The organism is Streptomyces himalayensis subsp. himalayensis (assembly GCF_013778455.1).
In the GTDB taxonomy this organism is placed as follows: Bacteria; Actinomycetota; Actinomycetes; order Streptomycetales; family Streptomycetaceae; genus Streptomyces; species Streptomyces himalayensis.
Genome location: NZ_JACEHE010000013.1, coordinates 135,371 through 159,190, shown reverse-complemented (window position 1 = coordinate 159,190; position 23,820 = coordinate 135,371). Strand labels below are relative to the sequence as shown.

General features: G+C 69.9%; 17 protein-coding genes and 2 pseudogenes. 6 read left to right on the top strand and 13 right to left on the bottom strand.

Annotation, left to right across the window (positions count from 1 at the left end; genetic code table 11):
- Positions 1-96: 96 nt before the first annotated feature.
- Positions 97-1,626, bottom strand: a complete 1,530-nt coding sequence (locus H1D24_RS21870) for an aldehyde dehydrogenase (NADP(+)) (RefSeq protein ID WP_181659324.1) — start codon at positions 1,624-1,626, stop codon at positions 97-99.
- Between the two features lie 130 nt (positions 1,627-1,756).
- On the opposite strand from H1D24_RS21870, the gene H1D24_RS21865 reads away from it, so the two are divergent.
- On the top strand, positions 1,757-2,530 hold the full coding sequence (locus H1D24_RS21865) for an IclR family transcriptional regulator (RefSeq protein WP_181659323.1): 774 nt from the start codon (positions 1,757-1,759) through the stop codon (positions 2,528-2,530).
- 119 nt (positions 2,531-2,649) lie between these two features.
- A complete protein-coding gene (locus tag H1D24_RS21860) occupies positions 2,650-4,107 on the top strand; it encodes a peptidoglycan D,D-transpeptidase FtsI family protein (RefSeq protein WP_181659322.1) in 1,458 nt (485 codons plus the stop codon).
- A 103-nt stretch (positions 4,108-4,210) separates the two neighbouring features.
- On the opposite strand, the gene H1D24_RS21855 is transcribed toward H1D24_RS21860, so the two are convergent.
- Positions 4,211-5,671 carry an NCS2 family permease gene (locus H1D24_RS21855; RefSeq protein ID WP_181659321.1) on the bottom strand — a complete coding sequence of 487 codons (1,461 nt, stop codon included), beginning with the start codon at positions 5,669-5,671 and terminating at the stop codon, positions 4,211-4,213.
- 267 nt (positions 5,672-5,938) lie between these two features.
- Between H1D24_RS21855 and H1D24_RS21850 the strand changes: the two genes are divergently transcribed.
- From H1D24_RS21850 to H1D24_RS21835, 4 genes and pseudogenes are all read left to right on the top strand, one after another.
- Positions 5,939-6,508: a SigE family RNA polymerase sigma factor gene (locus tag H1D24_RS21850; RefSeq protein WP_181659320.1), complete on the top strand. Its 570-nt coding sequence runs from the start codon at positions 5,939-5,941 to the stop codon at positions 6,506-6,508.
- Entirely contained in the window at positions 6,508-7,335 is an 828-nt protein-coding gene (locus tag H1D24_RS21845) for a hypothetical protein (RefSeq protein ID WP_181659319.1), read from the top strand. The genes H1D24_RS21850 and H1D24_RS21845 overlap by 1 nt, the downstream gene beginning before the upstream one ends.
- Positions 7,336-7,452: 117 nt before the next feature.
- Positions 7,453-8,283 (top strand): pectate lyase, encoded by an 831-nt coding sequence (locus H1D24_RS21840; RefSeq protein ID WP_181659318.1) that lies wholly within the window; start codon positions 7,453-7,455, stop codon positions 8,281-8,283.
- Positions 8,284-8,810: 527 nt separating this feature from the next.
- A pseudogene (locus H1D24_RS21835) lies at positions 8,811-9,914 on the top strand (glycoside hydrolase family 43 protein); the annotation flags it as partial.
- Positions 9,915-9,951: 37 nt separating this feature from the next.
- Here H1D24_RS21835 and H1D24_RS21830 read toward each other — a convergent pair.
- The 11 genes and pseudogenes from H1D24_RS21830 to H1D24_RS21780 all read right to left on the bottom strand — a co-directional run bounded on the left by H1D24_RS21830 (position 9,952) and on the right by H1D24_RS21780 (position 23,817).
- Positions 9,952-11,064 (bottom strand): right-handed parallel beta-helix repeat-containing protein, encoded by a 1,113-nt coding sequence (locus H1D24_RS21830; protein ID WP_181659316.1) that lies wholly within the window; start codon positions 11,062-11,064, stop codon positions 9,952-9,954.
- A 22-nt stretch (positions 11,065-11,086) separates the two neighbouring features.
- Positions 11,087-11,793: pseudogene (locus H1D24_RS21825) on the bottom strand (pectinesterase family protein); the annotation flags it as partial.
- Position 11,794: 1 nt separating this feature from the next.
- Positions 11,795-12,940 carry a pectinesterase family protein gene (locus H1D24_RS21820; RefSeq protein WP_181659315.1) on the bottom strand — a complete coding sequence of 382 codons (1,146 nt, stop codon included), beginning with the start codon at positions 12,938-12,940 and terminating at the stop codon, positions 11,795-11,797.
- Between the two features lie 253 nt (positions 12,941-13,193).
- Entirely contained in the window at positions 13,194-14,519 is a 1,326-nt protein-coding gene (locus tag H1D24_RS21815; protein ID WP_181659314.1) for a pectate lyase family protein, read from the bottom strand.
- A gap of 26 nt (positions 14,520-14,545) precedes the next feature.
- A complete protein-coding gene (locus tag H1D24_RS21810) occupies positions 14,546-15,346 on the bottom strand; it encodes a rhamnogalacturonan acetylesterase (protein ID WP_181659313.1) in 801 nt (266 codons plus the stop codon).
- Positions 15,343-16,686, bottom strand: coding sequence for an ABC transporter substrate-binding protein (locus H1D24_RS21805; protein WP_181659312.1), 1,344 nt, complete (start codon positions 16,684-16,686; stop codon positions 15,343-15,345). The genes H1D24_RS21810 and H1D24_RS21805 overlap by 4 nt, the downstream gene beginning before the upstream one ends.
- Before the next feature lie 168 nt (positions 16,687-16,854).
- On the bottom strand, positions 16,855-18,864 hold the full coding sequence (locus H1D24_RS21800; protein WP_181659311.1) for a pectinesterase family protein: 2,010 nt from the start codon (positions 18,862-18,864) through the stop codon (positions 16,855-16,857).
- 51 nt (positions 18,865-18,915) lie between these two features.
- Complete coding sequence (locus H1D24_RS21795) at positions 18,916-20,448, bottom strand: glycoside hydrolase family 43 protein (protein ID WP_181659310.1); 1,533 nt, start codon at positions 20,446-20,448, stop codon at positions 18,916-18,918.
- An 11-nt stretch (positions 20,449-20,459) separates the two neighbouring features.
- Positions 20,460-21,314: a DUF6807 domain-containing protein gene (locus tag H1D24_RS21790; RefSeq protein ID WP_181659309.1), complete on the bottom strand. Its 855-nt coding sequence runs from the start codon at positions 21,312-21,314 to the stop codon at positions 20,460-20,462.
- On the bottom strand, positions 21,311-22,507 hold the full coding sequence (locus H1D24_RS21785; protein ID WP_181659308.1) for a Gfo/Idh/MocA family protein: 1,197 nt from the start codon (positions 22,505-22,507) through the stop codon (positions 21,311-21,313). The genes H1D24_RS21790 and H1D24_RS21785 overlap by 4 nt, the downstream gene beginning before the upstream one ends.
- Positions 22,504-23,817 carry a pectate lyase family protein gene (locus H1D24_RS21780; protein ID WP_181659307.1) on the bottom strand — a complete coding sequence of 438 codons (1,314 nt, stop codon included), beginning with the start codon at positions 23,815-23,817 and terminating at the stop codon, positions 22,504-22,506. Before H1D24_RS21780 ends, H1D24_RS21785 begins: the two co-directional genes overlap by 4 nt.
- Between the last annotated feature and the right edge of the window lie 3 nt (positions 23,818-23,820).

Genomic DNA, 23,820 nt, shown 5'->3' with positions numbered 1-23,820 from the left:
CCGGGCGGGGTGTTCCGCCCACGGATCGGGCACAGGTCGGCGCGAGCCGCGGGCACTCGTCGGGTGTGCCCGCGGCCGTGCGTCGGAGTACGCGGCTCAGATCTCCATGCGGCCGTTGAACCGGCGCGGCAGCCCCAGCGGGTTGTCGTCGCGCAGCTCCGGCGGGAGCAGCGCCTCGGGCGTGGTCTGGTACGTGACCGGGCGCAGCCAGCGCTCGATGGCGGTGCCGCCCACCGAGGTGGAGGTGGACGTCGTCGCCGGGTAGGGGCCGCCGTGGTGCTGGGCGGGGGCGACCGCGACACCCGTCGGCCAGCCGTTGACCAGTACGCGCCCGGCGAGCGGGGTGAGCTCGGCGAGGATCTCCGCGCCGTTGCCCTGGCCCGCGGCCTCCTCCGACGACAGGTGGACGGTCGCCGTGAGGTTGCCGGGCAGCCGGGACAGTACGCCGGTGACCTCCGTCTCGTCCTCGTAACGGGCGACCACGGTGACCGGGCCGAAGCACTCCTCCAGGAGGAGGTCGTACTCGCCCTCGGCGGCCAGCTTGGCGGCCGGCACGGTGAGGAAGCCGGGTGCGACGGTGTGCTCGCCGCCGGCGCCGGGCGTGACCGGGGCCTCGACGTCGGGGAGTTCGGCGCGCTCGCGGACGCCCGCGACGAAGTTGTCCCGCATGCGGTGGTCGAGCAGCACACCCGCGTCGGTGTTGCTGACGGCCTCCGTCAGCGACTTCACCAGGCGGTCGCCCTCGGTGCCGGTCGGCGCGAGCACCAGCCCCGGCTTGACGCAGAACTGGCCGACGCCCAGCGTCATCGATCCGGCGAGGCCGGTGCCGATCTGCTCGGCGCGCTCGGCGGCCGCCGCCTCGGTGATCACGACCGGGTTGAGCGAGCCCAGCTCGCCGTGGAACGGGATCGGCACGGGGCGGGCCGCCGCCGCGTCGAACAGCGCCCGGCCGCCGCGTACGGAACCGGTGAAACCGGCGGCCGCGACCAGCGGGTGCTTGACGAGCTCGACGCCCGCCTCGAAGCCGTGGACCAGGCCGAGGACGCCCTCGGGGATGCCGTGCTGGGCGGCGGCCCGGCGCAGCACCGCGGCGACCAGCTCGGACAGCCCCGGGTGGTCGGGGTGCGCCTTGACGACGACCGGGCAGCCCGCGGCGAGCGCGCTCGCGGTGTCGCCGCCGGGCACGGAGAAGGCGAAGGGGAAGTTCGACGCCGAGTAGACGGCCACGACGCCCAGCGGCACCTTGTAGCGGCGCAGGTCCGGGACCGGCGGGGTCGCGGTGTCGTCGGGGTGGTCGATGACGATGCCCAGGTAGGCGCCCTCGTCGACGATGCCGGCGAAGGCCCGCAGCTGGTAACAGGTGCGGGCGAGCTCGCCGGTGAGCCGGACCGGGCCGAGCGCGGTCTCGGCGTCGGCGGCCTCGACGAGCTGGTCCTTGGCGCCTTCGAGGAGGTCCGCCGCGGTCCGCAGGAAGGCGGCACGCACGGTGCGGTCGGCCAAGGCTCCCCGGGCGGTGTGCGCGGCGCGGACGGCCTGGTCCACCTCCTGGGCTGTGGCCTCCACCGCAACCTGCTCGCGCTGCTTCCCGGTTCGGGGGTCGACACTCCAGACTGGTGCTGCTGCCACCGCGGGTCCCTCCTGATGTAATGCCGCAGTTCTTGTGCCACTCACCAGGGCTGTTCGATATGCTGAACACTGTCTCTGATGATGAACGTGTCTTCGGAGACTATTTCCGGCGAACGAAGGGGTCAAGCGGATGTCGGCAGGCGAGACGGGCGGCGGGTCGCAGGTCAAGTCCGCGGTGCGCACGGTGGAATTGCTGGAGTACTTCGCCGGCCGCCCCGGAATGCACTCGCTCGCCGTGGTCCAGGAGGCCGTCGGGTACCCCAAGTCCAGCCTCTACATGCTGCTGCGCACGCTGGTCGAGCTGGGCTGGGTCGAGACGGACGCGACGGGCACGCGGTACGGCATCGGCGTCCGCGCCCTCCTCGTCGGCACGTCGTACATCGACGGCGACGAGGTCGTGACGGCCGCCCGGACGACGCTGGACCGGCTCTCCGACGACACGACGGAGACGATCCACCTGGCGCGCCTCGACGGCACGAACGTCGTCTACCTCGCCACGCGCCAGTCGCAGCACTATCTGCGCCCCTTCACACGCGTCGGCCGCCGGCTGCCCGCCCACTCGACGTCCCTCGGCAAGGCGCTGCTGGCCACGCACACCGACGAGCAGGTCCGCAAGCTGCTGCCGGAGACGCTGCCCGCGCTCACCGAGCACACGATCACCGACCGCGAGAAACTGATCGAGGAGCTGCACCAGGTCCGCGAGCAGGGCTTCGCGGTGGACCGCGAGGAGAACACGCTCGGCCTGCGCTGCTTCGGCGTCGCGATCCCCTACCGCACACCGGCGCGCGACGCGATCAGCTGCTCCGTACCGGTCGCCCGTCTGACCCCGGCCCACGAGCAGATGGTCAAGGACGCCCTGTTCGACGCGCGCGACCGCCTGACCCTGGCGACGCGGAGGCTCTGACCCGCCCGTCTCCCCGGAACGAACCGGCCCACGCAGAGTATGAGAAGTCCGTGAGAAACCGGTCGTAACGGGACTCACGGGGAACGATCGCCTCCACCCCGCTCGTCCTTCTGGACGGCATGAACAAAACGATCAGGCGCGCCTCGGTCTTCAGCCTGCTCCTCGTGCTCGCCCTGCTGGTCAGGGCGACCTGGGTGCAGTTCTACGAAGGCCAGGCCCTCGCGGACAACAAGAACAACCGGCGGAACGCGATCGAGCAGTACGCGTACCCGCTGGGCGACATCATCGTGGCCGGTGAGGCGATCACCGGCTCCGAGCGCACGACGGGCAGCGACCTCGCCTACAAGCGCACGTACAAGGACGGCACGCTGTACGCGGCGGTGACGGGCTACAGCTCGCAGGTGTACGGGGCGACGCAGCTCGAGGGGATCTACGAGGATCTGCTCGACGGCACGGACACCCGGCTGAAGAACCCCGTCGACACGGTCACGGGCAAGCGCGCCGATCCCGGCGACGTGGTGACCACCATCGACCCGGACGTGCAGAAGGCGGCGTACGACGCGCTCGGCGGCAAGAAGGGCGCGGCCGTCGCCATCGATCCGTCCACGGGCAAGATCCTCGGCCTGGTCTCGACGCCCTCGTACGATCCGTCGGAGATCAGCGGCACCACGGACTCCGCGGCGTGGAAGGCGCTGACCCAGGACAGCGACAAGCCGATGACGAACCGTGCGCTGCGCCAGCCGCTGCCGCCCGGCTCGACGTTCAAGCTGGTCGTCGCGGCGGCGGCGCTGGAGAACGGTCTGTACTCCTCGGTGGACACCAGGACGGACAGCCCGGACCCTTACACACTGCCCGGCACCACCTCGGTGCTCAGCAACGAGAACGACGCAGCACCCTGCGAGAACGCCACGATCCGCACCGCCCTGCAGTACTCGTGCAACAACGTCTTCGCGAAGATGGCCGTCGACCTCGGCCAGGACAAGGTGAAGGCGATGGCGCAGAAGTTCGGCTTCAACGACGCCGAGCTGGATGTGCCGGTACGGGCGTACGAGAGCGTCTATCCGTCGGACATGGACAAGGCGCAGACGGGCCTGTCCGGTATCGGGCAGTTCGACGTCACCGCGACGCCGCTGCAGATGGCGATGGTGTCGGCGGCGATCGCCAACGGCGGCGAGCTGGTGTCGCCGCACATGGTGTCGCAGATCAGCGACTCGGACGGCAACGTGCTGCGGGACTACGACGACAGCACGGACACGAAGCGGATCGTCAGCTCGTCCACGGCCGAGCAGTTGCAGTCGGCGATGGTCACGGTGGTCGAGGAGGGCACGGGCACCAACGCGCAGATAGCGGGCGCGACGGTGGGCGGCAAGACCGGTACGGCGCAGCACGGCGAGAACAACAGCAAGACGCCGTACGCCTGGTTCACGTCGTATGCGAAGGACGACAGCAGCGGCAAGGAGGTCGCGGTCGCCGTGGTCGTGGAGCAGTCGGACGCGGCCCGCTCGGAGGTCAGCGGCAACGGTCTGGCGGCGCCGATCGCGAAGGCGATGATGCGGGCCGCATTGCAGCAGAACTGAGCCACCGCGCTCCCACAGGGCCGTCCGGCCCCACAGGCGAGGGCCGCCCCCAGTCCCCCGGGGGCGGCCCTCTTTGTCACCTCGCTGTGTCACCTGACGCTGGTCACTTCACGCCCAGCAACTGCTCCAGCGGATCGATCGCGAAGTACACGAGGAACAGTGCCGACGCGCCCCACAGCAGCCAGTGCACCTCGCGGGCCTTGCCCAGGACCGCCTTGATGACGACGTACGCGAGGAAGCCGGCGCCGATGCCGTTGGTGATGGAGTACGTGAACGGCATGACCGCGATGGTCAGGAACGCGGGGATCGCGATGTCGTAGCGGTCCCAGTCGATGTGCTTGACCTGCGTCATCATCAGGAAGCCGACCGCGACGAGCGCCGGGGCGGCCGCCTGCAGCGGGACGATGGTGAGCAGCGGCGTCAGGAACAGGGCCAGCGCGAACAGGCCACCGGTGACCAGGTTGGCGAAGCCGGTGCGGGCGCCCTCGCCTACGCCCGCGGCGGACTCGATGTACGAGGTGCTGGAGGACGCCGATGCCGCGCCGCCCGCGACCGCCGCGGCACCGTCGATGAGAAGGACGCGGCCGAGGTTCGGCACCTTGCCGTCCTCGTCGAGCAGCCCGGCCTCGGCGCTGATGCCGACGACGGTGCCCATGGTGTCGAAGAAGTCCGACAGGATGAGCGTGAAGAGCAGCAGGATCACGGTGAGGGCGCCGGTCTCGGCGAACGAGCCGAAGAGGCTGAAGTCGCCGAGCAGCCCGAAGTCCGGTGCGGCGACGACGTCGTCGGGGACCTTGGGCGTGGTCAGGCCCCATGTCTTCACGTCCGCGGCCGCGTTGATGACGACGGCCAGCACGGTCATCACCACGATGCTGATGAGGATCGCGCCCTTGACCTTGCGCGCGAGCAGCCCGATGGTCAGCAGCACACCGAGACAGAAGACGAGGATCGGCCATCCGGCAAGCGCGCCGGTGCCGCCCAGCTGAACCGGCACGGTGGTGTTCGCGGCGTCCGGGATACGGGTGACGAACCCGGCGTCGACGAAGCCGATGAACGCGATGAACAGGCCGATGCCGACGCTGATGGCCTGCTTCAGCGGCTGCGGAATGGCGTGCATGACCGCTTCGCGGAGCCCGGTGACGACCAGGACGCAGATGAGCAGGCCTTCGAGGACCACGAGGCCCATCGCGTCGGCCCAGCTCATCAGCGGGGCTATCTGGAACGCGACGACGGCGTTCAGCCCGAGACCCGCGGCCAGCGCGAGCGGAAGGTTTCCGCCGACACCCATGATCACGGTCATCACGGCGGCCACCAGTGCGGTGGCGGTGACCAGTTCGGCCCCGTCCAGCTGATGGCCGAACTTGTCCTTCGCGCTGCCCAGGATGATCGGGTTGAGCACGAGGATGTAGGCCATGGTGAAGAACGTGGCGAAGCCGCCGCGTATCTCACGGGCGAACGACGAGCCCCGGGCGGTGATGTGGAAGAACCGGTCCAGGGGGTCGGCGGCCGCGCCGCCTGCCGGTGGCCGGCCGGTCACCTGGCTCGTCTTGCTGGTCTCGGGCATGGAATCGGGCTCCTTGGATCATGCATGCGGATGCTGGCTGGATTGTCCCCGTCGTGAACCCGTTTCAGGTTTTCCTCGTGTTACGGAAAGGGTTCGGCGAATCGTACGAGGCTGTGCAGGTCGTTCGAATCCTTGTGTACTCACTGGTACGCTCTCGCTTCTCGCCTCGGCGAGCACGGGGGCAACACAGACCGCACACATCACGGACACCACCGGACGCGTATACCCGCATGCACGCGCGGGGCGCAGGGGGAAGGGGAGGAACCCGTGGGTACTGGTGTCGACGACCCGGACGCGGAGTTCCATGCCTTCTTCGAGAACCACTACGCCGAACTTGCGCGGCTGGCCAATCTGTTGACCGGGGAGTCCGATGCCGCCGACGATCTGGCGGCCGACGCGTTGTTGGCGCTGTGGCATCGCTGGGACCGCGTGCGCGCGGCCGACCACCCGGTGGCGTATGCGCGAGGCGTCGTCGCGAACCTCGCCCGCACACGGATACGCAGCGCGGTGCGGGAGCGACGGCGAATCGCCCTGTTCTGGTCGCACCGTGACGAGAGGACCGAGAACCCGGATGTCTCCGCGGTCGTCGACGTCCAAGAGGCCCTGCGGCGGCTGCCGTTCCGCAAGAGGGCCTGCGTCGTGCTGCGACACGCCTTCGACCTGTCCGAGAAGGACACCGCTCTCGCCCTCGGCATCTCGGTCGGTACGGTGAAGAGCCAGACGTCGAAGGCCATGTCGGAACTGGAACGATCGCTGGGCGCGGTGGACGCGCCCCGGCGGATGCACGCGGCGGCGACTGCCCCGAGCCTGACTCGGCCTGCGGAGGGGAGGGACTGATGGACGACGAACTGCGCACCAGGCTGCGCGAGGCGGCCGGCGCTCACCAGCCCGACCGGGCACGGATGCTGGCGCGCGTCGAGCGCGGCATGGCCGCCCCGGACGTGTCCGGCACCCACCGCCTTGCGCCGCGTCCGGTGCTGGCCTGGGCGCGGATCGTCGGCGCCACGGCGGCCGTTGCGGGCGTGATGGCCGTCGGCGGCTACGCGGTCGCCTCCGTCGTACGCGACGACACCTCCGAACAGAGGGTGGCGGTGTCACCGACCCCGGAGCCGTCCCCGTCTGTGACGACGAGCCAGGCATCGCCGTCGCCCGAGACGCCCAAGCCGTCCCCCTCGCGCTCCGCGAAGGCGAGCCCCAAACCGTCGCCCACGCAGGGGCAGCACGAGCCGTCGCGCACCCCGCAGGCGCCGCCCCCGGCACGCACCGAGGACGGGCCCCTGTGGTCGGACGGGTCGATCGACCCGGGCAGCGGCGAGTACTGGGCGCAGAGCGATGTGACGGTCAAGACGAGCAAGGTGCTGACGTCGCTGACCGTCGAGCTGCGGGTCGCGAAGACCGCTGGCGTCTCCTCGACCGGCGGCTGGCGGTCCCTGCCCGAACAGGACTTCGTCTACACGGTGGAGGAGAGGGACGGCTTCCTCGTCTACCGCTGGACGCTCAAGGACGGGGCAACCGTGCCGGTGGGCGAGTACGTGTTCGCAGGGCAGTACAACCACGAGCGCGGCGACCGGGACGCCGGTGACGACTGGTATGCGGCGACGGCCGAGGCGGGCGGCGAACGCTTCGAGGTACGGGGCGACTTCGCGCCGGTCTCCGACGACTGACGCGGGCCGGCACGGCGCGCCAGGAAGAAAATTCCCTTCACGAGGCAACCACTCCGCGGGGCAGCGGCAACCACAAGACGCAAGCGTCGGTTACCCGCACCCCCGGAGGAACGGATCATGGCCTCAAGAACCGGAGACCGTTACCGGCACCGGCGGCGGGCCGCCAGGAGGCGCGCCGTCATCGCGGGGGCGGGCGCGTTCGCGCTGACCGGTGCCGCCCTCATGACGAGTGCGATGCTCTCCCCGGCCGGTGCGGCCGCCGCGTGGCCGACGGCCAAGGGCACCCAGGCGGTCTCCTCCACCATCACGGTGTCGGGCACGCTCGACGGCGGGCTGAAGCGGTACTACGGCAGCGGTGCCCTCGGCGGCGACGGCCAGGAGGAGGGCCAGGACCCGGTCTTCAAGCTGAAGGACGGGGCCGTGCTCAAGGACGTCATCCTCGGCGCGCCGGCTGCCGACGGCATCCACTGCCAGGGCAGTTGCACCCTGCGGAACGTGTGGTGGGAGGACGTCGGCGAGGACGCCGCCACCTTCAGGGGCACCTCGTCGTCGGCCGTGTACACGGTGTACGGCGGCGGCGCGAAGAAGGCGTCGGACAAGGTCTTCCAGTTCAACGGCGCCGGAAAGCTCGTCATCACCAAGTTCCAGGTGGCGGACTTCGGCAAGCTGGTGCGCTCGCGCGGCAACTGCTCGACGCAGTACAAGCGGTCCATCATCGTCAACGACGTGGACGTGACCGCGCCGGGCGGTTCGATCGTCGGCATCAACGCGAACTACGGCGACACGGCGGCACTGCGCAACGTCCGGATCCACGGCGACAGCGGCAAGAAGATCAAGCCGTGCGTCCGCTTCAAGGGCAACAACACAGGTGATGAGCCGGTTCAGATCGGCAGCGGCCCGGACGGCACGTACTGCCGCTACACCGCCTCCGATCTGACCTACGACTGACGGGTCCCGCGTCGCCCCCCGACGCCTGAGCCCGTCCGAGAGAGCCGCCGCCTCCCTCTTCCCCCCGTGGAGGCGGCGGCTCCGTACATGCCCGGGACAGGGACGAGGGACGGCCGCTGTCAGTTCATGTTCGACCCGATGGTGGTCGAACCGGTCGTGAGGAACGTGGTGGCGGGCAGCGAGCCGTCCGCCTTGCGGGCGCCGTACGGCAGCCCGCCCCGCGGCGACCGCGACGGCGAACGAGAGGGTGTGGATCCTGCGGTGGCGTCCGGAGCGGATGCTCACTGCGGTTCCTTTCCTTGGGGGGTGGGGCGGAAGCGGGCCGGGGGACTGGAGGGTGGTCGGTCCCCCGGCCCGCTTCCGGTCCCTTGTCGCCGCCGCGGCCGGAAAGGGTTGCCGCGGGCATGCGCCGAAAGTTTCGATGCGCCCGAGATTCGTGCACACGGATTGACGGAGCGGGAGCCGTCTGCCGACACTCCGACTGCGGTTCACCCCACAGAAACCACCAAACTCCCCCAGGATGTGCCATGGCTCCCCGCACAGCCCGCACGCTCCTCGTGGCGAAGGCCGCCCCCAGGGCCCTCGTCCTTCCACTGCTCGCGCTCCTCGCCCTGCTCGCGAGCATCCTCACCGCCCCACCCAGCCCAGCCCAGACCGGAGCGCAGTCCGTGACCCAGACAAGACCCAAGTACGCCGGCTATCTCTTCACCTACTTCACCGGTGAGGGCACGGCCGACGGCGAACAGATCCGGATGGCTCTCAGCCGCGGCAACGACCCGCTGCACTGGCGAGAGCTGAACGGCGGAAAGCCGGTCCTCACCTCCACCCTCGGCGAGAAGGGCCTGCGCGACCCGTTCGTCATCCGCTCCCCCGAGGGCGACAAGTTCTATCTGATCGCCACCGACCTGCGGATGTACCAGAACAGCAGCGGCACTTGGGACGAGGTGCAGCGCACCGGCAGCAAGTCGATCATGGTGTGGGAGTCGACGGACCTGGTCCACTGGACCGACCAGCGCCTGGTCAGGGTCTCACCCGACACGGCCGGCAACACCTGGGCACCCGAGGCGTACTACGACGAGAAGCTCGGCGAGTACGTCGTGTTCTGGGCCTCGAAGCTCTACGCGGAGGACGACCCGGACCACACCGGCTCGACGTACAACAAGATGCTCTACGCGACGACGAAGGACTTCCGCACCTTCAGCGAGCCCAAGGTATGGAACGACCCCGGTTACTCGGTGATCGACTCCACCGTCATCAAGGACGGCGGCACCTACTACCGCTTCACCAAGGACGAGCGCGACCCGTCATCCGGCACGCCCTGCTCGAAGTTCATCACCGCCGAGAAGTCGGACACGCTGACGGAAACCTCGTACGACTTCGTGGCCGACTGCATCGGCAAGGGCGCGATCGACCGTGGCGAGGGCCCGACGATCTTCAAGTCGAACACCGAGGACAAGTGGTACCTGTTCATCGACGAGTTCGGCGGCCGCGGCTACATCCCCTTCGAGACCACCGGCCTCAGCACGGGCAAGTGGACGCCGTCGGAGAACTACCAGCTGCCCGCCAGCCCCCGGCACGGCACGGTGATCCCGGTGACCGGGGCCGAGTACGCCCGGTTGCTCAGCACGTACGCGGGCAGCTGACTCCGACTCTTCTGGTCCATCCCTCCTAGTCCATCGTCGCGCCGATGGTGCTGCTGCCCGTGGTCAGGAAGCTGGTCGCGGGCAGCGAGCCGTCCGACTGGCGGGCGTTGTACGTGGTCGTCGCGTCCGTCGAGATGAAGGACGGGGTCGCGATGTCCGGGTCCCAGTTGTTGCCCTGCGAGACCACCGAGGAGCCCTTGTTGACCAGGCCGGAACCGTTGCCCACGGCGAGGTTCTTGCCGAGCCTGGCCGCGCCGGTGGCGAAGTAGTAGCCCCACTTGCCGTTGGCGTACGCCGTCGTCCGGTTGATCACGATGGCGCCGGTGTTGCTGTTCTCTGTGAAGCCGTTGCCTGCGTTGTCCCAGGCCGCGGAGTTGTTGACGACATGCGCCACGGACTCGCCGTCGCCGCCGAGCTTGTAGCCGTTGCCGTCGCCCGCGAAGGCTGAGTCTGACCAACGGTTCTCGCCGTTGCCGAAGGCCCAGGTGTGCTCGACGGTGACCGGCGAGGAGAACGACCACAGGTCGATGCCGTCGTCGGAGTTGTTGTAGAGGCGGGCGCCGGTGACGAGGTTGCCGGTGCCGGAGCCGTACTTGATGGCGACGCCGTCCGCGTTCTCACCGTGGTTGGCGGCGTCGTAGTGGCCGTAGCTGTCGAGGTTCTTGACGGTGTTGTTGGTCGTGTTGTCCCCGGTCAGCGTGAAGCCGGAGTCGCCGCCGTTGATGGTCTTGACGTTGCTCCAGTACGTGGAGGCGCACGACTGGCAGACGACCGCGCTGTCCGGCGAGTTCTGGAACGTGATGTTGGAGACGGTCCAGTAGTCGGCGGTGAGCTTGAAGATCCAGTCGCCGTCGGGCAGGTTCGACCCGTCGATCTTCACGGTCTCCGTGCCGTACGCCTGGAGGTAGATGCGGTTGGAGGAGGTGCCGTTGGCGGTGGACTGGAGCGTGGCCGTCGGGTAGTAGGTGCCGCCGCGCACCTGGATGGTGGTGCCCGCGGTGGCACTGGAGATGGCGCTCGTCAGCTCCGCCGTGGTATGGACCACGACGGTGGCGGCATGGGCCTGCGTGGGGAGTACGGCCAGGCCGGCGCCCAGAGCGAGAACCGACACGAGGGTGGTTGCGGTACGACGCTGCATGGTGCGGGTCCTTTCGTGGGGGGAACCCGTACGGGTTGGCGCGGGCCGTGGACGGCGCGAAGACCATGCCCTCGGGCTTGAAGCCGACCTCCCTGTCGAGGGTGTGGAGGTGGCAGTGGCCGAAGACGGCGGTGGCCCGCCCGAAGACGAAGTCCACGTCGCCCTCGAAGTAGCAGTGGCGGTAGTACTGCCGGTCGAAGGCGTCCAGGGCGGTGGTGTCCGCGAAGAGCGTGTCCTGGTGGGCCAGGAGGCGGACGTGTTCGAAGAGCGAGCGGTCACCGGTGACGTACGCGGCGACGGCCTGGGTGCCGGTGATCTCCGGGTGGTCGGCGCGCAGCCAGTCGTTGGCGATCGTCAGTCCGCGTACGGTCAGGCCCGGCGCTGCCGAGGTGAAGGGGGCCGAGCCGGCCGTCCCGTAGGTGCCCGAACCGTCCGGTTTCCGCGTTCCGTTGTCGTACACGATGACGGCGTCGCGCGGGTCCCCGGAGGCGCCGACGAGGGTGAGCCCGGCGGCGGTCGCGGGGATGCTCACGGCCTCGCGGTACGTGCCCGGGTGGACGACGATCGTCCACCCGGGGCCGGACACGGCGTCCACGGCGGCCTGGATGGAGTCGCCGGGGCGGACGTGCAGCGTACGGCGACCGGACCCGCCGCCGACGCATGAGCGGGAGCAGTGGTCGCGGCGGCGAGCGCGGCTCCGGCGGCGGCCAGCAGGGTGCGGCGGCGCATCTCAGCCCGCCTTCCAGGGGGTCCAGTCGCCGAGGTAGACCTCGCGGGTCGCCGACTCGGCCTCCTCGGCGGTCAGCTGGGGCCGGTTCTCCGGCACGGTGATCTCCGCGCCGGGGCCCGTGTTGTGGTACTCGGCGTACCGCTGGGACTGCCACGGGTACTCGTCCCGCATGTTGGTGTACGGCGCGGCCGCGTCGATGCCGGGGCCGATGACCGTGTCGCGGACCACGAGTGACGGCCAGGCGGTGCCGTCGGAGCCGGGCACCCAGGGGCGGGACAGCTTGTACGCGCCGTTCTCCGCGCCGCTGGTGATACGGCACCTCACGGCCAGGTAGCCGTAGGGGTTGGCGCGCGCGGTGGACGGCGCGAACACCATGCCCTCGGGCTTGAAACTCACATCCCTGTCGAGGGTGTGGAAGCGGCAGTGCTCGTACACGGCGGTGGCCCGGCCGAAGACGAAGTCCACGTCGCCCTCGATGTAGCAGTGCGCGAAATACTGGCGGGCGATGAGCGACAGGGACAGCGAATCCGCGTACAGCGTGTCCTGGTGGCCGAGGAAACGGCAGTGGTGGAACGCCGAGCGGTCACCCATCACCTTGATGGCGACGGCCTGGGTACCGCTGATCTCCGGGTGCTCCTCGCGCAGGAAGTCGTTGGCGAAGGTGATCCAGCGGGCGGTGAAGTCCGCGGCCCGGACGGTGGTCGTGGCGGAGCCGGTGGTGCCGTAGGTGGCTCCGCCACCACCCGGGATCGGCGTGCCCGCCGCGTTGTCGTACACGATGACGGCGTCACACGGGTCCTCGCTCGCGCCGATCAGGGTCAGTCCGGCGCGGGCGGCGGTGATGTTCACGGTCTCGCGGTACGTGCCGGGTGCGAGGACCAGGGTGTAGCCGGTGCCGGAGGCGGCGTCCACGGCGGCCTGCACGGTGGTGAAGTCACCGGCACCGTCCGGGTGGACGTAGAGGGTCCGGTCCGTGAGGCGGGCGGCCGGGGAGCCGTAGCGGCCGAAGGGCCGATCGGCGGTTAAGGCGCTGTCGCCCCCGGCGGCGCGGGCGGGGGACGACAGGCCCAGGGCGAGTGCGGCACCGGCGCCCGCAATGAGCAACGAGCGGCGGCTCAGAGTGACTTCAGAGTGATAGGCGGGCATGCGGGTGCTCCTTCGGTGTGGGGCTCAAGACAGGGGGACGGGGGTGTGAAGAAGCGTGGGGGGTGATGCATGAGGGGGCGGTAGGAGACGTGGAAGCCGGGGCGGCGGCCCGCTGTACAGGCGGAGTGCGGTCCGCCCCGGCCTCCGCTCGGGGAGAGTCAGCGGAGCCGGGATGGGATGCGGCGGTGCGGCCCGCTCGGGGAGTGGGAACCGGGATGGGATGCGGTCCGCCCCGGCCCCCGCTCGGGGAGAGTCAGCGGAGTCGGCCGGCTCCGGCACGGTTGTCGATGATGCCGGGCAGCGCTCGCGGGTCGTCGACCCTCGTCCGCAGGGTCGGGGTCCAGCCCGCCCCTGACTGGAGCGTCTCCTCGGGGATCTCCGCGTTGTGGACGGCGATGAGGTCGACGGCCTCACCGTTGACGTAGTTGCCCTCGGCGGTGACCGGCGCCTCCTTCCACTTCTTGAGGATCTTCGCCGCGCTGACCCCCTCCGGCAGCGTGAACGCGTTCTTCTCGGCGACGAGCTGGGACTCGATGCCGATGCCGAGGCTGTAGACGTAGCCGGTCTCGGGGATCACGTAGTGGTTGTTGTACGCGTCGACCTGGCCGAAGCGGACGCGGGGCGCGCGCTCGATGACGTTCCGGAAGAGGTTGTGGTGCAGGGTGACGCGCAGCTTGCCGCGGTCTGAGACGAGGCTGTCGCTGTTGCCGATCATCAGCGTCTTGTCGTGGTCGGCGAAGGTGTTCCAGGAGGCGGTGACCAGGTCGGCGCCGCGCACGATGTCCAGTTCGCCGTCGTGCTGCTGGTAGATCTCGCCGTAGTACCTGGGCAGCGAGCTGTCCGGGTGGGCGCCGTCGGTGAAGGTGTTGTGGTCGATCCACACATGGGTGGAGCCGTAGACGACCGCGGCGTCGTACTCGGAGTTCCAGGCCCCGGTGGCGCCATCGGTGGGGTCCCACTGCGGGAAGCAGTCGAGAGGGCTCTCCACGGTCAGATTGCGGACGATGACGTTGTCGACACCCTTGATCTGGAGGCTGCCGCCGACGATCCCGGCGTCCTTGCCGACGCCCACGATCGTGGTGTTGGCAGGGACGAAGACCGTGATGGCCTTCTTCTGGTTGGCGGCGGAGGCGGCACGCAGGTCCTCCTGCTCGCCGCTGACCGGGGTGTCGTACCCCCAAACCGCGGGGTCGTAGTCGGCGAGGTACTGGTCGAAGTCGTAGCCCTCGGCCTCGAACGCCTCGCAGCCCTGCTCGGTGGCGTTGAGCGTGCCCTTGACTCTGATGATCTTCGCGGCGTCACCGCCGTCCTTGAGGGCGGCTCCGAACTCCTCCCAGGTGGTGACCGTGTACTGGTGCTCGGCGTCGGCGGCGGCACCGCCCGTGGTGCCGGTGCCGTACGAGCCCCAGCCGTCACCGGCGGGCAGGGTCTCCCGCCCGAGGTCACGCCCCCGGGCGGCCTGGTCCGTGACCTGCGCCTGGGCCGTACCGACCGTGCCCGTGACGGCCAGCACCAGGGCGGTGCATCCGACAGCGAGCGACGTCCCGATGGCACGCCTATGACACTTCTTTGTCTGCATTGCGGCTCCTCGAAAAGACTTACGGCCTAGGCCTCCGGCCAGGTGATCCACGACTCGGGGATCTCGTCGTCGAGGCGGCGCACATCGCGCGTCGCCAACACGCTCTGGGCCACCAGCTGTTCGGCGACCAGCCGGGCTACCGCGATCGCACCCGGCGGGTTGAAGTGGGTGTTGTCCTGCTCGGTGTCGGTCCAGTTGAAGTACTTCTTCGTCTCCTCGACGCCGAGCTTCTGCCACAGCGCGATCGACAGGGCCTGGATGTCGAGGAGTGCCACGCCCTCCTCCTCGGCGAGGGCCCGCATCGCTGCGGGATACTCGCCGTGGGTCGGCACGGCGTTGCCGGCCGAGTCGAACTTCCGGCGCTCCACGGAGGTGGCGAGCACCGGCCGCGCCCCACGGGCCCGCGCCCCGTCCACGTACTGGCGCAGGTGCTCCTGGTACGTCGTCCAGGGCTCGGTGTACCGCGTGGGGTCGGCGGTCTTCTCGTCGTTGTGGCCGAACTGGATGAGGAGGAAGTCGCCGGGCCGGATCGCATCGAGGATGGGTGCGAGCCGTCCCTCGTCGATGAAGCTCTTCGAACTGCGGCCGTTCACCGCGTGGTTGTCGACCGCGATGTCCCGGTGCAGGAAGAAGGGGAGCGCCATGCCCCAGCCGGTCTCGGGGGCGGCGTCGGCGTACTTCTGGGCGGCGGTGGAGTCGCCCGCGATATAGAGGGTGCGCATACGACGGTTGTCTCCGGTGGTGTTCGCGAGGGCGGCCGGGGCCGCGGCCAGCGCGAGCGGAAGGCCCGCGATGGCCGCGACCACGCGTCGGCGGGTGGCCGTCACTTGTTCTGCTGCTTCCACTCGGCCTGAGCCTCGTTCAGCTGCTCGGCGAGCGTGTCCAGGAAGTCCTTCGCGGACATCTTGCCGAGCAGCACCTTCTGGAAGTTCGGCTCGTTGTCGGCCTTGCTGATGGTGTTCCAGTCGGGCAGGTAGTACGGCAGCTGCACGATCTTGATGGAGCCGTCGTTCAGCGCCTCCGAGGCGAGCTTGGTGGCCTCGGCCTTCTGCACCCAGGCGTCCTTGGCGGCGTCGGTGTTGGACGGGATGGCGCCCGCCGACTCGTTCCACTTGCTGTTGGACTCGTGGGACACCGCGAACTCGATGAACTTCCAGGCCGCGGCCTTGTTCTTGCTGGACTTGAACAGGCCGAGGCCGTCCACCGGGTTCGACACCTGGACGCGCGTGCCGTCCTCGAGCGTCGGGCTGGGGAGGCCGCGGAACTTGTCCGTGCCGAGCGCCTTCACATGGTCCTGGTAGGAGCCGAGGTTGTGGCTCAGCATGCCGATCTGACCGCTGTCCCACTGGGCGACCATCTTCGTGAAGTCGTTGTTGAGGTCAGCGGATGGGGTGTCCTTCTTGTAAAGGCCGACGTACTTCTCCAGCGCCGCCACGTTCTTCGGGTCGTTGAGGGTGGTCTTGTCGCCGTTCCAGAACGAGGTGATGCCGGACTGGCTGTACGCCGCGTCGATCGCCTGCGCGATGGAGCCCTCGCCGCCGCGGATGGTGTAGCCGAACTGGTTCTTGCTCTTGTCGGTGAGCTTGTCGGCGGCCTCGTAGAACTTGGACCAGGTGGTGGGCGCGTCCAGGCCCGCGGCCTTGAACATGTCGGTGCGGTACCAGAGCGTGCCGTTGTTGGCGGAGGTCGGCACCGTGAACATCTGGTCGCCGTCGCCCGCCGCCCGGACGCTCTCCACCATGCCCTTGTTCAGCTTGCCCTTGAGCGAGCTGCCGTCGATGCGCTCGTCAAGCGGCTCCAGCGCGTTCTGTGCGGTGATCCCGGCGAGCATCGCGGCGCCCACGCCGCCGACGTCCGGCAGCCCGCCGCCCTGGATGGCGGTGTCGTACTTCGACTGGACGCTTGCGGCGGGGATGCCGACGTAGTTGACCTTGATGTTCGGGTTGGCCTTCTCGAAGTCGGCGATGATCTCCTTCCAGGCGTCGGTGCGGACACCGCCGTTGTTGTCCCAGAAGGTGATCTCGCCCTTGCCGGAACCCTCGTCGCCCTTGTCCCCGGCGGCACCGCTGCCGTCGTCTCCGCAGGCGGTGGCGGTCAGCGCGAGTGCGGTGGTCAGGGCGAGAGCGGCCGCCGTGCGACGGCGCCCTCTGCTGCGGATGATGATCATGCTCGGCTCTCTTCTTCTGGATCTGACGCTGTGTGTTGTCGATGGAGCGGGGCCGGGTGCACCACAGGTGCAAGGCAGCGATCGGTGCCCGGCCCCTCGCGTGTTACGCGGTGCGGTGTGGGGGGCGATGAGGGGATATGGGGGTGGTGAGCGGTGGCGGGTTGGGGCTCAGGGGAGGTACGGGGCCCAGTCGTCCGTACCGGCGAGGTAGTCGGCGACCGTGTGGTGCGCCGCGTCGGCGTCGCTCATCTGCGGCCGGTCGGCGGTGATCGCGGCGCCGGGGCCGTAGGTGCGGTACTCGGTGAAGCGGGCGCCCTTCCAGGAGTAGCCGCCCATGTCCGTCCACGGCGACGCCTTGATCGCCGCGGGCAGCTCGGTGTCGCGGAACAGCACCTGGGCGATCGCGTCGGGGTTGCCACCCGGGTGCCAGGGGCGGCCCAGGTGGACGGAGCCGGCGGGAGCGTCGCTCACGACCTTCGAGTCGGTGATCAGAAAGCCGTACGGGTTCTCCTTCCACGTCGAAGCTGCCGTGATCCAGCCGTTGTTGGTGGCGGAACCGCGGTTGAGCGCCTTGATGACGGACTTCTCGATCACGGTCGTGGCCCGCCCGTAGATGAAGTCGACGTCACCCTCGATGTAGGAGCCGCGGATGTAGACCCGGCTGACGGTTTCCAGCTTCGGGCTGTCGGTCATCAGCGTGTCCTGGTTGCCGAGGAAGGCTGTGTTCTCGAAGACGATCCGGTCACCGGTGGTCTTCATGGCCAGGGCCTGCGACTGGCCGTGCGCGGCCTCGTCGTAGTCATTGCTGAAGGTGAGGTTGCGGGCGGTGAAGTCGTTGCCCTGCACGACGACGGTGGCGCTGCCCCAGGACCCTTGGGTGCTGCCGTCGGGCTTCACCTCACCGGCGGGAGTGTCGTACACGATGACCGTGTCCTCGCGGTCATCTCCCGTGCCGCGGAGGGTGACGTACGGCTTGCCGGCCGGAACCTTGACGTGCTCCCGGTAGGTGCCGGGCGCGATCCGCACCGTCACCTCGCCGTCGTTGCCGTTCGGCACCGCGTCCACGGCGGACTGCACCGTGGGGTAGTCCGCCGGTACGTTCAGCACCGTGTTCGTTCCGAGGGTCTTCTGCGGGCCCGAGAACTTCTTCACCAGCGCCGGGACCGCGTCGGCAGGGTCCAGCCGGTAGTCGTAGAAGTCGCGCGGGTCGAAGGCCGTGCCCCACTCGTCGTGGCGGCCGGTGGTGTTCTTCAGGATCGAGCCGCGCTGCACCAGCTCGGCGGTGGCGTCGGCCTGGTAGGGGTGCTGGACGTCCTCGTAGTAGCTGTTCTCGATCACCATCTTCGTGCGGCCGCGCGACCAGTTGCCGTACGACCAGACCGGGTCGCCGTCCGCCACCTGTGCCGAGAGGTAGTTGTTGTAGAGGTGCGCGTAGGCGCAGTTGTCGGCGGAGGGGTTGCGCTGCTTGGTGCCGTTGAACCAGTTGTGGTCGATGGTGATCTGCGTCTTGACGTTGTCGGTCCAGCCGATGCCGAACGCCTTGTTGTGGTTGTCGAAGCGGTTGTTGGAGACGGTGATGTACTCGCTGTCCTTGCGGATGTCGAGCAGCCCGTCGCCCATGTGGGTCAGCCGGTTGTGGTCGATCCAGACGTGGTGGACGGTGTCCATCTGGATGCCGTCGAAGTCCTGGGTCTTGCCGTCCCAGTCGCCCTCGACGTACGAGTCGCGGATGGTGAGGTTGCGGATGATCACGTTGTGCGTGCCGGGGTTCAGGTGCAGCTCGCCGTGGACGATCTCGCCCGACGTGCCGACGCCGACGATGGTCTTGTCGGAGGTCACCTGGATGTTGGAGCCGAACGGCTCGACGGCGATCGAGCCCTTGACCCGGATGATGTAACTGCCTTCCGCCGCCGCGTACTTGGCGAGAGACGCCTGGTCGGTGACGGTGACGATCTTGCCGCCCGCACCACCGGTGGTGCCGCCGGCGAGGGAGGCGAAGCCGTGCGGGGTGTCGGACAGCCGGTCGGCTGCTTGCGGCTGGGCGGCGGCCGCTTCTGTCGAATCGGCGGCCACGGCCGCCGGTGCCGGGCTCAGGGCTCCAAGGCCCAGGGCGGTCGCGAGTGCCCAGGCGGACGCCATGGCTCTCGCTCTCAAGCGCTTGCTACGGAGGTGCGTCATTGCGGCTCCCAACAGGCGTTGCAGGATTTCCCCACGGGTGCGGGGGTGGGATCAGCTCGTAGTGCGGAAATGGGTGAACAGGACCGTCCCGGCGGGTCCCTGGCCGGGGGGTGCGGTGGCGAACAGGCCGAGCAGGGCGCCCACCCAGCGCCACGGAGTGGCGGCGAACACCTGCCCGGACGACTCGAGTCCGTCGCCGGTGTCGGCGTGGAAGCGGCAGCGGGCGCCGTCCGAGACCTCGATCCGCAGCCGGGCCGTGGCCCCCGGCGCCGGCCTCGGATGCGCGGCATCCCTCTCACGGTCGGCGGTCTGCTCCGCGAACCGGTGCACCAGGTGCACGGCGCCGTCGAGGCCGCGTTCAAGACCGATCCAGCTGTACGCGTCGCCGAGCACCGCCAACCCGGCCTTCGCCCCCGGTTCGTCGCTGTCCAGCCGCAGCTCCACCTCGGCGGTGAAGACCGTGGCCGGCAGCCGCTGCGTCAGCACATGGGGCAGCCTTCGCAGGTCGTGCGCGTCGTCGGTGCGTACGCAGGTCAGCCGCAGTCCGTCGCCCAGGTGCCCCCTCGTCCAGCCGTCTTGGGGGTTGGCGGTCCACTGCCACTGCGGTCCGTACCGCCCGCCCGGGAAGTCGTCGTCGGTGGCAGGTGCGGACACGGGCTGCTCGGGCAGGTCGGGCTTGCGGTGCGCGAGGACGGGCTCGCCGCCGTCGCCGAGCACCGGCCATCCGTCGTCCGACCAGCGCATCGGCTGGAGGTGGACGACCCGCCCGTACGCACCCCGCTGCTGGAAGTGCAGGAACCAGTCCTCGCCGCGGGCCGTGCGCACCCAACCGCCCTGGTGGGGGCCGTTGATGGCGGTGCGCCCCTGGGCGAGCACGACACATTCCTCGTACGGGCCGAAGAAGTCCCGTGCGCGCAGCGCGCCCTGCCAGCCGGTCTCCACTCCCCCGGCCGGGGCGAGGATCCAGAACCAGCCGTCGTGCCGGTAGAGCTTGGGGCCTTCGAGCGTGAACCAGCCGGGGATGCGGTCGCCGTCGACGATCACCTTGCCCTCGTCGAGCAGCCCAGTGCCGTCGGGCCTCATCCGGTGGCCGGTGAGCCGGTTCTTGATCCCGGAGCGGGACTTGGCCCAGGCGTGCACCAGGTACACCTCGCCGGTCTCGTCGTCCCACAGGGGGCAGGCGTCGATGAGGCCCTTGCCGGACTTGACGAGGTGCGGGCGTGTCCAGGGTCCGCGTATCTCCGGGGCGTTGACCTGGTAGATGCCGTGGTCGGGGTCGCCCCAGAAGATCCAGAACCGGTCGTCGTGGTGGCGGATCGCCGGCGCCCACACCCCGCAGTCGTGGCGGGGAGCGGCGAACGCCTCGGCGGGTACGAGCCGGTCCAGGGCGTGCCCGATCAGCGTCCAGTTGACGAGGTCGCGGGAGTGGAGCAGCGGCAGTCCCGGGACGCGGCCGAAGCTGGACGCGGTGAGGTAGAAGTCGTCGCCGACGCACACGACGTCCGGGTCGGACCAGTCCGCGTTGAGGACCGGGTTGCGGTACGCGCCGTCGCCGAGATCGGCCGTCCAGGGTGCCGTGCTCATGCTCGGGGAGCTCATGTGCCCACTGCCTTTCGGACGAGGGCCGCGGCCCGGTCCTGGTCGAGGCGGCCGTCGGCGACGACGGTGATGACGCGGCGTACGACGGTGCCGCCCGGCTCGACGGGCAGCCGCGCGTCGTGCGCGAGCGACGAGCCGACGCCGGGGTACTCGGCGGTGCGCACGAACCACGGGTCGCGGCGGGTCTCCTCGGTGGCCCCGGCGAACACCAGCGTCCAGTCCCGGCCGGCCAGCGCCAGCCAGGGGGCGCGGCTGCCGTGCACCGCGTACTCGCCGTCGGCGTGCGCGGTGAACGCCTGTGGTGCGGCGGCCTCCTTGCGGGCCCGCCAGAAGAATCCTCCGTACGCCGCTCCGGGACGCCCGTTCGTTGCGGGGCTGCCGATCGACAGGGTCTGTTCGGTCGTGTTGGTGAGGGAGAAGGTGAAGTCGAGCGCCCAGGCGGAGTCGTTCAGTGCGGTGGCGGCCACGGTGCGCCGCTCGCGCAGCAGCTCGCATCCGCCCGCCACCCAGCGGAGTTCTTCCACGAAACCGTCGGGGTCGCGCAGCTGGAACGCCTGGTGGCGCTGTGCGCCGTGGTTGTCCAGCTCGGTGGGGCCCTGGTTGCGCACGAAGGTGCGGCCGCCCCAGAAGTTGTACCCCTCAACGTCGGGAACGGCGACACCGACGCCGAGGTGGTGCCTGTGGTCCGCCGGGCTGAGCTCCGTGACGGGCGCCCCGCCCAGCGTGGTGACGGGATGCAGATACGGGCGGGGCGAGAGCCGCGGGCCCAGTTCGGGCCGGACGATGTAGCGGCCGACGGGCCGGCCGGCGCACATCAGCACGACCGACGTGGTCGCCACGGATGTGTTCATGATGCGGTCACCTCCTCGGACAGCGCCCAGGAGGCGCCCAGCTCGGAGTAGAGGGCGAGGGTGTCGGCGGCGGCCGCGACGAGTCCGTCGACACCGGGCACGATCCGGCGGGGCGCGCTCTCACCCGGCTCCGTGCGCCACGCCCCGGACGGCAGCGGCACCGGCTCGGGAGCCAGCCGGATCGCCTCGACGACCCGCATGAAGGCACCCGTCGACTCCGGCGTGACCAGCAGGTCGGCGCGTCCGGCGAGGTGATCGACAAGGTTCTCCAGCAGGTCCGTCCTGTCGTACAGGACCTCGCTCGGGCCGTGCCCTGCCCGCTGGAGGAGCACCCGGTCCTGCTTGTACCAGAAGGTGATGCGGCCGCTGCTGCCGTGCACAAGGACGTACGGCTCCTCGGGCCGCTCCGCACACAGGGTCGCGGCGACGGCCACGGTGCTGCCGCGTGTGGTGGTGATCCGCACGCACGAGGTGTCGTCGGACTCGATGTCGTTGGCGCGGAAGAGCTCCGTCTCCACGGACGCCACGTCGTCGGCGCGCGTGGCGCCGTCGAGCGCGAGGGCGGTGGCCACGGCGTGCGCGAGCGGGTTGGTGAGCGCTCCGTCGATCACGTCCACGCCGTCGAGGCGGCGGCGTCCGGCCCAGGGGGCGCGCCGGAAGTACGCCTCGTCGCGGGCCCAGGCACCGCCCGCGCCGATGCCCATCGGCTCGCCGATCGCCCCCTCGGCGACGAGTTCGCGGATGGCGGCGATCGCGTGCGAGCCGAGCGACTGGAAGCCGATCTGGCAGGCCACACCGGCCGTCGCCACACCGCGGGCCATCCGCTGGAACTCCGCGTACGAGGGCGCAGGCGGCTTCTCGAGCAGCAGGTGCACTCCTCGCTCGGCGGCGGTCAGCGCCAGGTCGGCGTGGGTGGGGATGGGGGTGCAGATCACGGCTGCGGCGGCGCCCGTGGACGCGAGGAGGGCGGCGAAGTCCGGGGACTGCTCCACGGGGCCGTGGCCGTCCAGCTCCTCCGCGGTGAGGGGCGTCAACTCGCAGATACCCGCGAGCCGGACCAAACCCTTCGCCTGGAGGCGGCGGATGTTCTCCAGATGCCAGCGGCCGTGTCCGCGGGCGCCCGCGAGGACGACGGGGAGCGGCCCCTGGGCTGAGGGAACGGCTGCGGGTACGGATGCGGGTGCCGTGTTCATCGGATCCTCCCGGCTCCGGCTCCGCGTGCGACGTCGTGGTCCGCCGTCGCCGCGCTGTCGATGCGGCCGTGCAGCGCCGGGGTCCAGCCGACGTCGGCGGTGAGGTCCCGTTCACTGCCGGAGTTGTAGGCGTTGTTGATGGTGAGCAGATCGACCGGGAAGCCGTTGAAGAGCGTGCCGGTCTGGTGCAGTGCGCTGCCGTTCCAGCTCTTCACCAGGTCGGCCGCCTCGACATGGCCGGGCGTGGTGAAAGCGTTGTTCTCGGCGTAGATCGCCGACTCGGCACCGACGCCCCAGGAGTAGCGGTAGTCGTGGGCGCCCTCGGGAACGACGTAGCGGTTGTTGTAGACGTGCACCTGGCCGAAGCGGACGCGCGGGGCGCGCTGCACGACCGACTCGAACTCGTTGTGGTGCAGCGTGATGCGCAGCTTGCCGCGGTCGCCCGTCGCGGAGTCGCTGTTGCCGACGAGCATCGCCTTGTCGTGGTCGGCGAACCGGCTCCAGGAGACGGTGACGAGATCCGAGCCGTTGGTGATGTCCACCAGGCCGTCGTGGCGCAGGAAGTTGCGGCCGAAGTAGGTGGGCTCATCGGCGTCGGGGTGGTCCCCGTCGGACGCGGTGACGTGGTCGATCCAGACGTGCGTTGCACCACGCAGCCAGAGGTTGTCGTACGCCGTCTTCCAGTCGCCGAGGCCGCCGGTGTTGGGCTGCCACACGGGGAAGCAGTCGTAGGCGTCGCGCAGCTCCACATTGCGGATGATGACGTTGCCCACGTCCTTGACCTGGAGGCTGGCGCCCTCCAGGACGGCGTCGTCGCCGAGGCCGACGATGGTGGTGTTGGCGCCGACCGCGATCTCCACGCGCTCCGCCTGCCGGGCGGCCGACGCCTGCCGGGCCTCCTCCTGCGGTCCAGACGGCTTGGCGGAGCCCCAGGTGCGCGGGTCGTAGGCGGCCAGGTACTTCTTCAAGCTGTAGCCGTCGGTGGCGTAGTCGGCGCAGTCGAGGTGGCGCCCTTCGTCGTCCGTGTTCGCGTCGATGGTGCCCGCGATCCGGATGATCTTCGGTGTCGCGCTGCCGCCGTCGAGCGCGCGGACGAGCTCGGCCCGGCTGCGTACGGTGAAGACATGCTCGTCGTCCGCTGCGGCGCCCCCGGTGGTGCCTCCGTCGGCGGCGGCCCAGCCGTCGTCGGCGGCCAGGGTCTCGCGGCTCAGGTCGCGGGCATCCGCGGACGCAGGAACGCCGATCCCCGCCAACAGTGCAATGCCGAGGGCGACTTGGAGCGCACGGCGGCCTCTTCGTGAAAGCGGCATGAT